This is a genomic window from Chryseobacterium sp. CBTAP 102, from assembly GCF_003201365.1.
Taxonomy (GTDB): Bacteria; Bacteroidota; Bacteroidia; order Flavobacteriales; family Weeksellaceae; genus Chryseobacterium; species Chryseobacterium candidae.
Genome location: NZ_QICX01000018.1, coordinates 78,709 through 93,708, shown reverse-complemented (window position 1 = coordinate 93,708; position 15,000 = coordinate 78,709). Strand labels below are relative to the sequence as shown.

Annotated in this window: 14 protein-coding genes; 2 read left to right on the top strand and 12 right to left on the bottom strand. The window is 37.3% G+C overall.

Going from position 1 to position 15,000, the window contains the following annotated elements:
* Positions 1 to 250: 250 nt before the first annotated feature.
* Positions 251 to 1,153, bottom strand: coding sequence for a helix-turn-helix domain-containing protein (locus tag C8D70_RS19605; protein ID WP_076595013.1), 903 nt, complete (start codon positions 1,151 to 1,153; stop codon positions 251 to 253).
* Between the two features lie 190 nt (positions 1,154 to 1,343).
* Here C8D70_RS19605 and C8D70_RS19600 point away from each other — a divergent pair, with 190 nt between their 5' ends.
* Positions 1,344 to 2,399: an NAD(P)-dependent alcohol dehydrogenase gene (locus C8D70_RS19600; RefSeq protein WP_110368399.1), complete on the top strand. Its 1,056-nt coding sequence runs from the start codon at positions 1,344 to 1,346 to the stop codon at positions 2,397 to 2,399.
* Between the two features lie 53 nt (positions 2,400 to 2,452).
* Here the strand turns inward: C8D70_RS19600 and C8D70_RS19595 are convergent, their stop codons facing one another.
* Positions 2,453 to 2,881, bottom strand: coding sequence for a winged helix-turn-helix transcriptional regulator (locus C8D70_RS19595; RefSeq protein ID WP_110368398.1), 429 nt, complete (start codon positions 2,879 to 2,881; stop codon positions 2,453 to 2,455).
* A gap of 81 nt (positions 2,882 to 2,962) precedes the next feature.
* Here C8D70_RS19595 and C8D70_RS19590 point away from each other — a divergent pair, with 81 nt between their 5' ends.
* On the top strand, positions 2,963 to 3,841 hold the full coding sequence (locus C8D70_RS19590) for an NAD(P)H-binding protein (RefSeq protein ID WP_110368397.1): 879 nt from the start codon (positions 2,963 to 2,965) through the stop codon (positions 3,839 to 3,841).
* Positions 3,842 to 3,947: 106 nt separating this feature from the next.
* Here C8D70_RS19590 and C8D70_RS19585 read toward each other — a convergent pair whose 3' ends face one another.
* From C8D70_RS19585 to rpoC, 10 genes are all read right to left on the bottom strand, one after another.
* Positions 3,948 to 5,231 carry an ectonucleotide pyrophosphatase/phosphodiesterase gene (locus C8D70_RS19585; RefSeq protein ID WP_110368396.1) on the bottom strand — a complete coding sequence of 428 codons (1,284 nt, stop codon included), beginning with the start codon at positions 5,229 to 5,231 and terminating at the stop codon, positions 3,948 to 3,950.
* Positions 5,232 to 5,339: 108 nt separating this feature from the next.
* The gene (locus tag C8D70_RS19580) at positions 5,340 to 6,188 is read right to left on the bottom strand and encodes a GNAT family N-acetyltransferase (RefSeq protein ID WP_110368395.1); all 849 of its coding nucleotides are present in this window, start codon (positions 6,186 to 6,188) and stop codon (positions 5,340 to 5,342) included.
* Positions 6,189 to 6,365: 177 nt separating this feature from the next.
* On the bottom strand, positions 6,366 to 7,115 hold the full coding sequence (locus C8D70_RS19575) for a T9SS type A sorting domain-containing protein (RefSeq protein ID WP_110368394.1): 750 nt from the start codon (positions 7,113 to 7,115) through the stop codon (positions 6,366 to 6,368).
* 1 nt (position 7,116) lies between these two features.
* The gene (locus C8D70_RS19570) at positions 7,117 to 7,641 is read right to left on the bottom strand and encodes an ankyrin repeat domain-containing protein (RefSeq protein WP_076595007.1); all 525 of its coding nucleotides are present in this window, start codon (positions 7,639 to 7,641) and stop codon (positions 7,117 to 7,119) included.
* Positions 7,638 to 8,183: a YceI family protein gene (locus tag C8D70_RS19565; RefSeq protein WP_110368393.1), complete on the bottom strand. Its 546-nt coding sequence runs from the start codon at positions 8,181 to 8,183 to the stop codon at positions 7,638 to 7,640. The genes C8D70_RS19570 and C8D70_RS19565 overlap by 4 nt, the downstream gene beginning before the upstream one ends.
* Before the next feature lie 9 nt (positions 8,184 to 8,192).
* Positions 8,193 to 8,540 carry a hypothetical protein gene (locus C8D70_RS19560; RefSeq protein WP_181416169.1) on the bottom strand — a complete coding sequence of 116 codons (348 nt, stop codon included), beginning with the start codon at positions 8,538 to 8,540 and terminating at the stop codon, positions 8,193 to 8,195.
* A gap of 1 nt (position 8,541) precedes the next feature.
* On the bottom strand, positions 8,542 to 9,384 hold the full coding sequence (locus C8D70_RS19555) for a DUF5777 family beta-barrel protein (protein WP_110368391.1): 843 nt from the start codon (positions 9,382 to 9,384) through the stop codon (positions 8,542 to 8,544).
* A gap of 125 nt (positions 9,385 to 9,509) precedes the next feature.
* Positions 9,510 to 10,160, bottom strand: coding sequence for a Crp/Fnr family transcriptional regulator (locus tag C8D70_RS19550; RefSeq protein WP_110368390.1), 651 nt, complete (start codon positions 10,158 to 10,160; stop codon positions 9,510 to 9,512).
* 178 nt (positions 10,161 to 10,338) lie between these two features.
* A complete protein-coding gene (locus C8D70_RS19545) occupies positions 10,339 to 10,644 on the bottom strand; it encodes a DUF3467 domain-containing protein (protein WP_002976436.1) in 306 nt (101 codons plus the stop codon).
* A gap of 87 nt (positions 10,645 to 10,731) precedes the next feature.
* The gene (rpoC, locus tag C8D70_RS19540) at positions 10,732 to 14,997 is read right to left on the bottom strand and encodes a DNA-directed RNA polymerase subunit beta' (protein ID WP_076595003.1); all 4,266 of its coding nucleotides are present in this window, start codon (positions 14,995 to 14,997) and stop codon (positions 10,732 to 10,734) included.
* Positions 14,998 to 15,000 lie beyond the last annotated feature (3 nt).

Below are 15,000 nucleotides of genomic sequence, written 5' to 3'. Positions count from 1 at the left end.
GGAAATCACATCCAAACTTTTGCAACCCCAACAACGATTTTTTTTGAATTTTCAGCCATAAAAAAAGTTTATTGAAACAAAATTCAATAAACTTTATGTAACATCAGTAACAATAGGCGTTACAAAGAATTTTGCCAACTATTTTTGACTATTAAACCTTTAAACACCAATCTCACCCATGATCTCACAAGTACCCACGAACCATCATTGTGCCATTTGTGAAAAAATTAGTGTTATTAGTGTTTAAAAACTAGTTCAGTACTTTATACTCACTCGGAGAAACACCTACTTTGGTTTTGAACAGTCTTGTAAAATGCTGCGGATATTTAAAGCCTAAATCATAGGAAATTTCACTGATTGTCTTTCCCTGATCCAGAATCTGTTCTTTGGCTATATCAATAAGCTTGTTGTGGATAAATTCCTGAGCAGAAATTCCCAGTTCTTTTTTGATAAGGTCTCCGAAATAATTGGCAGACAGGTTCAGCTTTTCTGCAAAATAATTGACCATGGGAAAACCTATATTTTTTGGATTTTCAGATTTCAGATAATCATCTACCAGATTTTCAAATTTCCCGATGACTCCCTGGTTAATATGATCTCTTGTAATAAACTGACGGTCATAAAAACGCATACAGTAATTCAAAAACAGTTCAATATTATTAACAATTAAAGACTTGCTGTGTTTATCTATAGCCTGTTCCAGCTCGAGTTTAATATTTTTAAAGCAGTCCAGCACCACTTCCCTTTCTTTTTCCGAGAGATGTAATGCTTCATGTACATCATAAGAGAAAAAAGAATAGTCTTTCATATTCTTCCCCAGGTTAGTTCCTTTTATTAAATCCGGATGAAAAATCAGAGCAAAACCTGCAGGCTGAACAGATCTGTCTTTATTATAAATTCCATACGTCTGTCCGGGAGCAATAAAAACCAAAGTTCCTTCCTGATAATCGTAGCTGTGTTTCCCGTATTGCATGTCTCCACACATCACATCTTTCAGGAAAACGGTATAAAACCCAAATTTCCTTCTATACTGGCAAATAGGATCAGATTTGGAAAAATCAATAATACTCACCAGCGGGTGCAGGGTTTCATGATTCGCCATTTTATTATATTCCGAGACCGTGTTATAGATTTCAACCTCCTGATTTTCCATGAAGTATATTTTTATTGCTATTCAAAATTACCATTTTCATTTGTAACTGAAATGATGTCTGTAAAATTGGTAAGTAATTCGGTAATCTGTATAAGCACGATTTACAATAAAGTATCGATTTTTGTAATGTTTTGGAAACCATTATCAAAAACACAATCATTAAAAACCTAAATAAACTAAATATAAAAAAATGAGTACAATCACAGTAAAAGCTTATGGTGCAGAGTCTACCACAGCAGATCTGAAAGAAATGAATATTGAAAGAAGAGAAGTAACCGCAAAGGATGTAGAAATTGAAATTCTCTACTGCGGGGTATGCCACTCTGATCTTCATACAGCAAGAAACGACTGGGGAGGATCTTTATATCCTGTAGTTCCGGGACATGAAATTGTAGGAAGAATTACAAAGGTAGGAAGCGAAGTCTCCAAATTTAAAGCAGGAGATCTTGCAGCAGTAGGATGTATGGTAGATTCTTGCGGACATTGCGACAGCTGCAAACACGATTTGGAGCAATATTGTCAAAATGGATTTACAGGAACTTATAACGGAAAAGATAAGCACCTTGGAGGCCACACTTTCGGAGGATATTCTCAAAAAGTAGTCGTTGATGAGCATTTTGTTCTAAGTGTTCCTGAAAATTTAGATCTGGCAGCAGTAGCGCCCCTTCTATGTGCAGGAATTACCACTTGGTCACCATTAAGACACTGGAATGCCGGGCCGGGTTCAAAAGTGGCAGTTGTAGGATTAGGTGGATTAGGCCACATGGCTATTAAACTGGCAAAAGGACTGGGAGCTGAAGTTACTTTATTCTCAAGAACTCCTGGAAAGACTGATGATGCCAAACAACTTGGAGCAGATCATGTAGTGATCTCTACGGATGATTCACAGATGGACGCTGTAAAGGGTAAATTTGATCTTATCATTGATACTGTACCTTATGAGCATGACATCAACCCTTATATGCAAACTCTTTCTTTGAACGGAACTTTAGTTCTTGTAGGATTCGTAGGTGAGTTTCAGGAAACCGAAGTAAGCACAAGACCGATGATCTTCCAACGCCGTTCTGTAGCAGGATCTTTAATCGGAGGTATTGCAGAAACACAGGAATTGTTAGATTTCTGTGGAAAACATAATATTGTTTCTGATATTGAACTGATTAAAATGCAGGATATCAACAGCGCGTATGAAAGAATGCTGAAAAGTGATGTAAAATATCGTTTTGTAATTGATATGCAGTCTTTGTAATTCTTCTATAGAATATTAACAGAAACAGGTTCTTCGGATTGAAGAGCCTGTTTTTATTTTTTCAGGTTTTGGCTAAAAGTATCTTGATCCTGATTCAGCATATATCTGTTTCCATTGGCATATTTGTTATCATTCCTTTCCATATCCTGAAAAGCCCATGCTGCCATTGCATCAATCACAGGAGCCAATTCATTACCTGCTTCACTCAGTTTATAAGTCACATGAGGCGGTACAACAGGCTTTGCTGTTCTGATAATCAATCCATCTGATTCCAGTTGCTTCAAATGCTGGATGAGCATTTTTTCTGTTACTGCAGGAATTGCTTTCTTCAACTCGCTGTACCTTTTTTCTCCTGTGGAAAGATTAAACAGAATAATAGGTTTCCAGAATCCGCCAATTCTTTCCATAACATACATTACAGGACAATCCTGCACTGTTTTCTTATTTTCCTGAATGGTTGAGCTTTCTTTGATGGCTGTCATATCTACATACTTTAGGGTAAGTACTTGTATAAAAGTAAGTACAAATATAACTTTGTTCCCGGAAATAAAAAAATATTTATTATGAAAATTGTAATCACAGGATCATTAGGAAATGTAGCTAAACCATTAGCACAACAATTAGTTGCCCAAGGGCATGATATTACAGTAGTAAGCAGCAGTAATGCAAGAAAACAGAATATTGAATCTCTGGGAGCAACACCGGCTATAGGATCTATCACCGATATTAATTTTTTAACGCAAACTTTTGAAGGAGCTGATGCTGTTTTTGTCATGACACCTCCTGCCATCAGTCCGGATAAGATTGTGGAAAATACTACCAATGCAGGAAAAAATTATGCTAAAGCTTTAAAAAATGCAAATATAAAAAAAGCTGTAATGCTAAGCAGCGTAGGAGCGGAATCCCCGGTTGAAAACGGACCCATCGCAGGTCTTCACAATATTGAAAAAATATACAACGAGGTAGAGAATACTTCTTTTACTTTTTTAAGAGCCGGATATTTTTATAATAACTTCTTCAATGATATTCCGATGATTCAAAATGCAGGAATCATCGGAGGAAATTATCCTGCAAGTATTGAAGTACCCGTAGTACACCCTACTGATATTGCCAAAGCCGCTGCTGAAGAACTGATAAAAGACGGAAATGCCAACAATATCAGATATATTGTAAGTGATGTAAGAAAAGCTGCAGATTTTGCAAAGATTTTAGGAATTGCAGTGAATAATACTGAACTTCCATGGGTAGAATTCTCTGATGAAGATTCTTTAAACGGAATGCTTCAGGCAGGATTACCTGAAGATATGGCTAAGCTGTATGTTGAAATGGGTAGGGGAATAAGAACAGGAGTTGTACAGAAGGATTTTATTGATCATGGTTCTCCTGTTACGGGAAGCGTTAAGTTAGAAGATTTTGCAAAGGAATTTTCTTCTAAGTTTTAATTTCTTTGGTCTTGAAACAAAAGTTCAAGACTGGAATTAAAATAAGTTTCGGCGAACCAAAGGTGCGCCGAAACTTATTTTAATTATTATATGGTAAACCTTCAGACTATTTCTTGTCTTTCAGGGTTTTCTTTAAAACTTTCAGTTTTCCATCGATAGGCTGATCAATTTTTAATCCTAAAACCTCAGCAACCAAAGGATAAACATTAATGTTGGCAAATTCACTGATCACCAGATTATTTTTAAATTCAGGTCCCCAGGCAAAGAAAGTAGCTTTCATTTCCGGAACAACTTTAGGATTATAGCCATGCTTTCCCACCGATGATTTTTTACCTTTTTCCAGAAAAATTTTCGGAGCATTCGGAATGAGAAGAATCTGCCCTATTCTGTTGTATTGATCGTCTCTTGTAGCGAAGTGCAGATATTTAGGAAGCTTTTTGTCAAGATATACTTCGTAATCATCTGTTTTATGAGCTTTCAGTTCTTTGTAAACCTTTTTTATCTCATTCGGGTTTTTAACGTAAACTCTTAACAAAGTCTGGGAATTATAAAAATCAAATCTGTTTTTATCAAAAAGAACAGCCGGAATCTCCAACGGTGCACCGCCGTCTACTTTAATCATTCCGTGATCAGAAACAAAAACATAGTTGACATTTTCTAATCCTAAATAATTTACTTTCTGAACAAGATCACCAACAGCCTGGTCTATCAAATGAACAGCTGTTTCCGTTTCTTTGGTATCCGGACCATAATGATGCCCGCTTCCATCTACTTCCGGGAAATATAATGAAATAAAGTGTGGTCTTTTATCTTCCGGTAATTTCAGCCAGTTGACTACTTTTTCTACTTTTTCTGAAGGGGTAAATTTTTCGTGATAAGGATAATAATAAGTGGGTCTTATTCCTCCGGCATCACTGGCAGATCCTACCCACATTAAAGAGGCCGATACCATTCCCTGCTTTTCAGCAAGACCCCAAAGCGGAGTTCCTCCGTACCAGCTTCCGTCCTCAGCATTTTTTTTGTTACTCATTGCATAGCCTTCTTTTCGCTCGTAATCGTAAAAAAAGTTATCAATCAAACCATGATGAGAAGGGTAAAGTCCGGTAATTAGACTCCAGTGGTTGGGGAAAGTAATACTTGGATAGCTTGGAATCATTGCTTCGGCTTTTACGCCGCCGTTAGACAGTTTTAAAAGGTTTTCAGCATTAAATTTCCGGGCATAGTCATAACGGAAACCATCCGTTGAAATCATAATCACATAAGGTTTTGTCTGTGCTTCTGCGCTGTTTTTCCTTCCCGGTATAACAACCTGGGCAGTATCAATATTTGTCTGTTGCGCAAAAGCCGTAAAGGAAATGAACAGCAGTAAAAAATGGATTCCTCGCTTCATTATTTAAAATTTTCAGCAAAGTTACATCCTATCCTTCTCCCTGAAAAGTTTAAGAGATTAAAAGTATATTAAAACCCCCTAATTTTTTTGAATCAAAATGAATACCTGTTAAATAGACCTTTTCATCTCAAACTGTGACAGCCAGTTGTTCAGTCCTACTCTTTCACTAAGAAACTTACTTGTATTTTCTGAGGAACCATCCACATTATTCAGGGCTATAGTCTGTCCGTTATTTTTTTCTCTAATTGCATTAAACAGCTTTGTGCCTATTCCTTGATTTCTGTAATTCTTATCTACAGCAAACTGATATATTTTTCTAGAAGCAGGACCATAAACAATATATCCAACCAGATTTTCATCTTTATAAGCCCCTAAAGTCACATAATTTTCCGGCATCGGTTTCAATACGAAAACTGATCCCTGCCATGAAGGTTCAATATCCCAGAAAGAACATAATACATTCCATTGGAAGTCTTTTAAGTCTCGTATAGATACTTCAGTATTTTCTTTTCCATTCTGCTTAATACTTCCGTTAAAGCAAAGCAGTCTTCTGACAATCTTAAAACCTAAATTTTCATAAGCCCTTATAGCAGGCTGGTTTCCTTCAATAACTTCAAGCAGCAATGTATTGGCATTTCTTTCTTTTAAAACAGGAATGATAAAATCATACATTTTTCTCACCAATCCTTTGCCTCTGCTTTCCGGAACAACTCCTGTACCTCCGTTGTAGATAATCTTTTCTCCATTTTCAATTTTTTCAGACTGAAGAATAAAAGCTACCAGTTTGCCCTCTTCAAATGCTCCGGCAGAAATATTCATATCCAGTTTTTCGGCAGCTATTTTTGCAACAAGCACTTCTTTTGTTAAGTGAAAAGGAACAACATAATCAGAAAATGAATGATTGAACACAAATAAAAGCTCATCTGTTGTGATATCAGCTAAAGTTTTAAATTCCATGGGTTATAAAAATTGTAAGATCAGGAAATTTCTTTTTGTTAAAAATCAGGATATACACAAATATATAAATTTTAAAGCAAACTCCCTGAAATTGGGACTTTAAGAAAAAAAATGATACCCCTGAAAGATCAGAGGTATCTGTTAAAAAAAATATTAAGGTGGGTTCTCTGCGAAAAATTATTCTTTAATCAGTTTTTCATAAGATGTACTTCCATCTTTAAACTGAATTTCAAGATAATAACTTCCTGATCTCAGATCTTCAACACTGATACTTTCGCCTTCAGGTTTTACTGATTTCACTTTTCTTCCTGTTGCTTCATAGATATCAACAGACTTTATTTTATCAGAGTTTTTGAAATTAACGGTTGATTTTGCCGGATTAGGATATAGATTTACCTTCTTGCTATCTGCTGTAATTTCATGGGTAGATAAAGTGGCTGCCGTCATCGTTAATGTTGCATATCCTCTTCCTGCATCATGATATCCTAAAGAAGTTCCTCCACTTTTACGGGAATAGAAAATATTGATTGTTCCGGCAGCGTTGGCAATCGCAAAATCTCCTGCTCCACCTGCAAGTGATCTTGTTGCTACTACAGTTCTTGTAGATCCCGATACGGTGTTCGAAGTTTCTGTCCAGTCCTGAGATGCATCAGCTGAAGGTGTATTGGGAACTCCATTAAAAGAATAATCTCTGTTGGCAGAAGCGTTATAAATAAAACCATCTGCACCGACTGCCATTCCTGTAGTTCCAAAACCTATTCCCATCATAGAGTTGCTGTCACCAGTCACTGTCATTGTTACACCTGAAGGAGTTGTATCTAATTTCACCGTCATGGAAGTTGCCGGTAGGGTTACCGTTCCTGATGAAAACTGCGCCAATGCAAAATTGGCAAGAAGTACGCTAAGCGCTAGTAGAGTTTTTTTCATATCAATTTTTTAAAAGATTTATAATTTCCCTGTTGTTAGTTTGTAATGCATATTCGAAAGGGGTCATTCCCATTGAATCCTTCTTTGTTTTATCTGCTTTATATTTCAGCAGCTGTTCCACCAGGTCTTTATTTCCGGATTTTACAGCCCAGAATAAAGGCGTATATCCTGTTTCATCTGCAATATTGGGATCTGCTTTTTTCTTCAGCAGATGCTCTACCAGATCTTTGTTGTATTTAATGGCTAAACCTGCCAACGCTGTTCCTTCACGGCTTTTGTAGTTGACGTCTTTCACATTCTCAATCAGAAAATCTGCAACGTCTGTATTTCCTCTGTAACAGGCTAAAATAAGGGGTGAAAATCCGTTTTCGTTAACCTGATTAATAACATCCGGATTTTGTTTCATCAGTTCCTGTACTTCCGCAACCGTTCCGCTTCTGGCAACATCAAATATTGATTTTGCTTTTTCCTGAGCAGATATGAATGAGCTCAGAAAGAGTCCTAATACTAAGATTATATTTCTCATTGTTTTACCATGATGTAGTTGTACTCAATATTGACATTTTCTGCCACTTTTTTGGTAACCATTTTGGGAATAGTCACTTTATAATCTACAGGTCTTGCTACAAACCCTCCCTGCATATAGATTTTCCCGTCTTTTGCATATAAAGTGGCAGCGGAGGTAACAGCTTTGTCTACTCCATGAAAGTTTAACGTTCCCTGCACAGTATATTTCTGAGGGCTTGTGGTAAGCTTTGTTTTATCAAAGTTGACAATCTTCCCTTTAAAAGTTGTTTTTGGATATTTTGCAGATTCAGCATAGCTTTCATTGAAATGCTCTTCCATTAATTTTGTTTTAAAATGAAAGTTTTTGACATTTGAGACTGATGCCATCTCACCATTGTCTGCATTGAGAATGACAATATTATTATCATCCTGAGCAAAAATATCATCAAACAGAGGTACTGAAGCTTCAAAAGTTACTTTCCCTGTTTTGGAGCTATATTTTTGTGCTGAAACGTACCCGGCAGAAAGGAGTAATACGCTTAATAATGCTAATTTTTTCATATCAATTTTTTAATTTTCATTTAATCCGTCAGTTTTCCATTTGATGAAAATATTGATTTGGGCAGCGGACAGAGATCCTCCCTGCGGCATTTTCCCGGGATCACCATTAGGCCTTTGAATACGATCCAGAATTCCGTCTATATTATTTTTTACCTGATCATAGGTAACCAGCGGTTTAAAACTCCCTGCAGAATGACAGCTTATACAGTTGTTATCTACAATTGGTTTTACATCTGCAGTATATTTTACGGGTGTTGTAATGGGTGTATTGTCAGAAATCTCTTCATACGTTCTGCTGTCACAAGCCGTCAGTATGATTGCTGACGACAATATCAATAAGAATGTTAGCTTTTTCATTTTAAAAGACTCTGTAAAGGTTAAACCCAAAGAAAATATGTCCCTTTCCCCACGCTCCTGTGGCATTGGTAAGATATCCGATATCTGAATTGATCTGGGAGTTCGTTAGTAAAAGCTGGAACACATGTCCCCCTGTTTCTATATCAACCCCTAGTGACAGTGGGTTTTTGTAAAAACTGTGATCGTCGAAATTCACAAAGTATTCTGCATTCACAGAAACTCTTTTTGAGATTTTGTAGCGTCCTCCCAACCCTGCCAGAAACTGATTTTTGTTTTCAATGGTAGGTTCATAAAGGTTTTTATGAACGAAAGATGGTGTAAGCTGTACAGAGAGCTTATCACTGAATCTTCTTGAGATCAGTGCCTGTGTTAGATAAGAAAGCCTGTCACTGAATTTCAGATGAGGATAAGCATCTTTATCCAGTTCAGTATTGGCCCCCATTACATTGTACCCCACAATATCCACCGGGAAGTTTTCATTTTGTCTTACCAGTCTGTATTTCACGGCTCCTTCAAAGGTTTTCATATTCGTTTCTCTGGAAAGGCTTACAGATACTGCGTCTGAAATACCATAGATAACGCCTAATTTGGTGGAAGCATGATCCAGACCGAAAAAATCTTTAAATCCTGCGCTTATATCTCCAAATCTGTGGGCTACGATAATGTACCATTCTTTTTTAGCTGCCAGTTTTGTAGATTGTCCTGTTACAATCTGAAGGGCTTTAAAGGCGGGTTGTGAGGTTTCTGTATTGGTTTTCACCGTGTCAATATCTTTCAGCAGATCTTCCTGTGCAAAGACAAGACCTGATGAAAACATTGACAAAAATAAGAGAGTTTTTGTCATATACAATTTGAATTAAATTATGATATGACAAACTTATTGAGTTCTCAATTCAAAAACAGGTGATAAAAGTCACCAGTCAAATTGTTTTTATCAATAATAGAAATAAACTTTCCAAACAATTAAAATTAGATCGTTCTAACATTTTCATTTACAGCAACTTTTATTCCTTCTTTAGTCTGAATAATTTCACCTTCGCTTTCAATTTTTTTCAAAACCCGGCTCACAACTTCTCTGGAAGTTCCCAGACTGCTGGCAATTTCACGATGGGTGATCTTAATAGGATTGTTTCCTGTGGATAAAATCTGCTGTTTGATATAATTGAGGACTCTTTTATCCAGTTTATGGAAAACAGCATCATTCACCATATTCATCACTTCTGAAAATCTTCGGTCATATTCATGGTAAAAGAGTTTATTGATTTCCGGAAATCTGATAAGCCATTCATGCATAATAGAGACGGGAATAAGAATTGCTTCCGAGTCTTCTTCTGCAATGGCATATACCCTGCTGATATAGTCCGTCAGAATAGATGAAAAGGTCATGAGACAGCTATCCTTAGGTTTGATATAATAGTAGATGAGCTCTCTTCCATCATTAAGGGTAAATACCTTGATAGATCCTTTTATCAGGAAAGGAACAAACTTATTTTTTTGTCCTTCCCTTATGATTTCAGTTTTTGCTTTTATATCAATAGCAACAGCATGTTTTTCAAGCTCAGATAAAAATTCGGCACCTAAAAAGCCAAATTTACTTATAGCGAACGAGTTATCAATCATATGTTATGTTTTCTGCTTTTTCTTAAACAAATATATAAAATTGATATGTTCTTACTACACATTTTCACCTTATTAAATATAATTAACAATTAAACAAGTGCTCACTATTATTCCTCAAAGTGCAAAAACATGCCCTGGTTTTTACCAGGGCATGTTTTATTTTATTGTAAAAGAAATCTTACGCTTGAACGTTGTTTCCTCCTAATACGAAAGGCTCAACTTCTTTGATTTCTCCGAACTGCTGCTCGTAGTTAGCGATGTTCTGTTGAAGAGCATTTAATACTCTTTTAGCGTGAAGTGGAGCAAGAATTACTCTTGATCTTACTTTTGCCTGCTGAACACCTGGCATCAACTGAATAAAGTCTACTACAAATTCAGATGGAGAGTGGTTTACTAAAGCTAGGTTAGCATAGATACCAGCAGCTACCATTTCGTTTAATTCGATGTTGATGTTTCCGTCTTGTGGATTTTGATTGTTGTCCATTGTTATAAATTATGTTTTTAAAATTCGAAATTTGAGATTGTGAAAATATAAAAATAATTTCAAATCCCAAATTTCAAATCATTAATTTTAGTTAAGGTCTTCGAATTCTTTCTTAGAACCAACAATAACGTTTTGATACTCTTTAAGACCTGTACCTGCAGGGATTCTGTGACCTACAATTACATTTTCTTTAAGACCGTTAAGATCGTCTATCTTACCAGCAACTGCTGCTTCGTTAAGAACTTTAGTTGTTTCCTGGAACGATGCTGCAGACATGAATGACTTAGTCTGAAGGGCAGCTCTTGTAATACCTTGCAGTACAGGAGTTGCAGTAGCCGGAAGAGCTTCTCTTACTTCTACCAATGCTAAATCTTCACGCTTCAACTTAGAGTTTTCATCTCTTAATTCTCTTGCAGTAATCATCTGACCTGGTTTGAATTCTTTAGAATCACCAGCATCTACTACTACTTTAAGACCGAATACTCTGTTGTTTTCTTCCAAGAAATCAAACTTGTGTTCAAGAGCTCCTTCAAGGAATTGAGTATCACCTCCATCTACGATAGATACTTTCGTCATCATCTGTCTTACGATAATTTCGAAGTGCTTGTCGTCGATTTTTACCCCCTGTAGACGGTAAACTTCCTGAATTTCGTTTACTAAGTATTCCTGAACGGCTGTTGGACCTTTAATTCTTAAGATATCTTCCGGTGTGATAGAACCGTCAGAAAGTGGAGAACCTGCTCTTACGAAGTCATTCTCCTGAACAAGAATCTGGTTAGAAAGTTTTACTAAGTAAATTTTTCTTTCTCCAGTTTTAGCCTCAACAATAAGTTCACGGTTACCTCTCTTAATTTTTCCGTAAGAAACTACCCCGTCGATTTCAGTAACAACCGCTGGGTTTGAAGGGTTTCTTGCTTCGAATAATTCGGTAACTCTCGGAAGACCTCCGGTGATATCCCCTGCTTTTGCAGATTTTCTTGGGATCTTGATTAAGACTTTACCAGCCTTAATTTTTTCACCATCGTTTACCATTAAGTGGGCTCCTACCGGTAAGTTGTAAGCTTTCTGCTCAACTCCTTTAGAGTCTACCACCTTCAAGGTAGGTACGGCTTTCTTATTTCTTGATTCAGAGATTACTTTCTCTTCAAATCCTGTCTGTTCGTCAATTTCAAGCTGGAATGAAATACCCTGGATGATATCCTCGTATTCTACCTTACCTGAAGTTTCAGCAATAATAACCGCGTTATACGGATCCCATCTACAGATGGTATCTCCTTTCTTCACTTTATCACCTGGTTTTACAGATAATATGGATCCGTAAGGTACGTTAGCTACCATTAATGGAGTTCTGGACTCATTATCAGCAACTAATCTGAATTCTGTTGAACGGGAAACTACAACCTCAGCTGTATTACCGTTTTCATCTTCAGAAGTAATTGTTCTTACTTCATCCATTTCTACGATACCATCTCTTCTTGCAACGATAGATGGGTTTTCTGATACGTTACCTGCAGTACCCCCTTGGTGGAAGGTTCTCAACGTAAGCTGAGTACCCGGTTCCCCAATTGACTGTGCTGCAATTACACCTACCGCTTCACCCATGTGGATCACTTTACCTGTTGCTAAGTTTCTACCGTAACATTTCGCACAGATCCCTTTCTTAGCTTCACAAGTTAATGGTGAACGAACCTCCACAGCTTCTAATCCTGCTTCTTCGATTCTTTTCGCCAAAGATTCAATGATCACCTGATCTGCACTTGCAATAAGCTCGTCAGTTTCAGGATCATAAATATTATGAAGAGATACTCTACCTAAGATTCTTTCAGAGATTCTTTCAACGATCTCGTCATTTTTCTTAAGTGCAGTAACTTCTGTACCTCTTAATGTTCCACAGTCGTCTTCTGTAACAATAACGTCCTGTGCAACGTCTACCAATCTTCTCGTTAAGTAACCGGCATCGGCTGTCTTAAGAGCGGTATCCGCAAGACCTTTACGGGCACCGTGAGTAGAGATAAAGTACTCTAGAATCGAAAGACCTTCCTTAAAGTTGGCAAGGATCGGGTTTTCGATGATCTCCGCTCCGGTAGAACCGGCTTTCTGCGGTTTTGCCATCAAACCTCTCATCCCTGATAACTGACGGATCTGTTCCTTAGAACCCCTCGCTCCAGAGTCAAGCATCATGTATACAGAATTGAAACCACCTTGGTCAGTTTTCATTCTGCTCATGATCATTTCAGTTAATCCGGCGTTGGTATTTGTCCAAACGTCGATTACCTGGTTATAACGTTCTGTATCGGTAATCAGACCCATGTTATAGTTGGCTCTAATTTCGTCTACAGTTTCGATTGATTGTGCAATCATCTGCTTTTTCTCAACAGGAACTACAATATCCCCTAGTGAGAAAGAAAGACCTCCTTTGAATGCATTTGAATACCCCAGGTCTTTCATTGCATCAAGGAACTTCACAGTGGTAGGGAAATCTGTATCAGCAAGGATCTTACCGATAACATTTCTTAATGATTTCTTTGTAAGAAGTTCATTGATATATCCTACCTGCTTAGGTACAATCTGGTTGAACAGGATTCTACCTACAGAAGTTTCGATTAATCTTGTTACGATTTCTCCATCTTCTTTGATAGGTAGTCTACATCTTACTTTAGCATTTAAAGATACTCTGCCTTCAGCGTAAGCAATTTCTGCTTCTTCAGGAGAATAGAATGCAAGACCTTCTCCTTTCACTTTCATATCTTCTGTAGAGCTCAATTCTTTAGTCATGAAATAAAGACCAAGAACCATGTCCTGAGATGGTACTGTAATTGGAGAACCGTTTGCAGGGTTCAAGATGTTTTGAGAACCTAACATCAATAACTGAGCCTCAAGGATTGCTTCTGGTCCTAACGGCAAGTGTACTGCCATCTGGTCACCATCGAAATCGGCGTTGAAGGCCGTAGTTACTAACGGGTGTAGCTGGATTGCCTTACCTTCGATCATCTTAGGTTGGAAAGCCTGAATACCCAGTCTGTGAAGCGTAGGTGCTCTGTTCAATAGAACTGGGTGACCTTTCATCACGTTTTCAAGGATATCATATACTACCGGTTCTTTTCTGTCGATAATTCTCTTTGCAGATTTTACTGTTTTTACAATACCTCTTTCAATTAGTTTTCTAATGATGAACGGTTTGTACAATTCAGCTGCCATATCCTTAGGAATACCACATTCGTGAAGCTGTAAGTTTGGACCTACAACAATTACCGAACGCGCAGAGTAGTCAACCCTTTTTCCTAGTAGGTTCTGACGGAAACGACCTTGCTTACCTTTCAATGAATCAGAAAGTGATTTCAATGGTCTGTTTGATTCAGATTTTACTGCAGAAGATTTTCTTGTGTTATCGAATAATGAATCTACTGATTCCTGAAGCATACGCTTCTCGTTTCTCAAGATTACTTCAGGAGCTTTGATCTCCAATAATCTCTTCAAACGGTTATTTCTGATGATAACTCTTCTATAAAGGTCATTCAGGTCAGAAGTAGCGAAACGTCCTCCATCCAATGGAACCAATGGTCTTAGTTCTGGCGGGATAACAGGAAGTACACGCATGATCATCCACTCTGGTCTGTTGATCATTCTTGTATTAGCACCTCTTAATGCTTCTACAACGTTCAATCTCTTAAGAGCTTCAGTTCTTCTTTGTTTTGAACCTTCGTTGTGAGCTTTGTGTCTCAAGTCGAAAGACAATGCATCAAGATCGATTCTTTTTAACAGATCTTCTACAGCTTCAGCACCCATTCTGGCGATGAATTTGTTGGGATCAGAATCATCAAGATACTGGTTTTCTACAGGAAGAGTTTCCATGATGTCAAGGTACTCTTCTTCTGTAAGGAATTCCATGCTTTCAAAATCAGAACCGTCTAATTTTTTAGCAATACCCTGCTGAATCACTACATATCTTTCGTAGTAGATGATCATATCTAATTTCTTAGAAGGAATTCCTAAAAGGTATCCGATTTTGTTTGGTAATGAACGGAAATACCAGATGTGTGCAATTGGAACTACAAGGTTGATGTGCCCGATTCTCTCTCTTCTTACTTTTTTCTCAGTAACTTCTACTCCACAACGGTCACAAACGATTCCTTTGTAACGAATTCTCTTGTATTTACCACAAGCACATTCGTAATCCTTTACAGGACCAAAGATTTTCTCACAGAATAGCCCGTCTCTTTCAGGCTTGTGAGTTCTGTAGTTAATAGTTTCCGGCTTTAAAACCTCCCCTCTTGAGTCTTGTAAAATAGACTCCGGTGAAGCTAAACCGATGGTTATTTTATTAAATCTACTTGATTTATTTTTATTTGACATAAT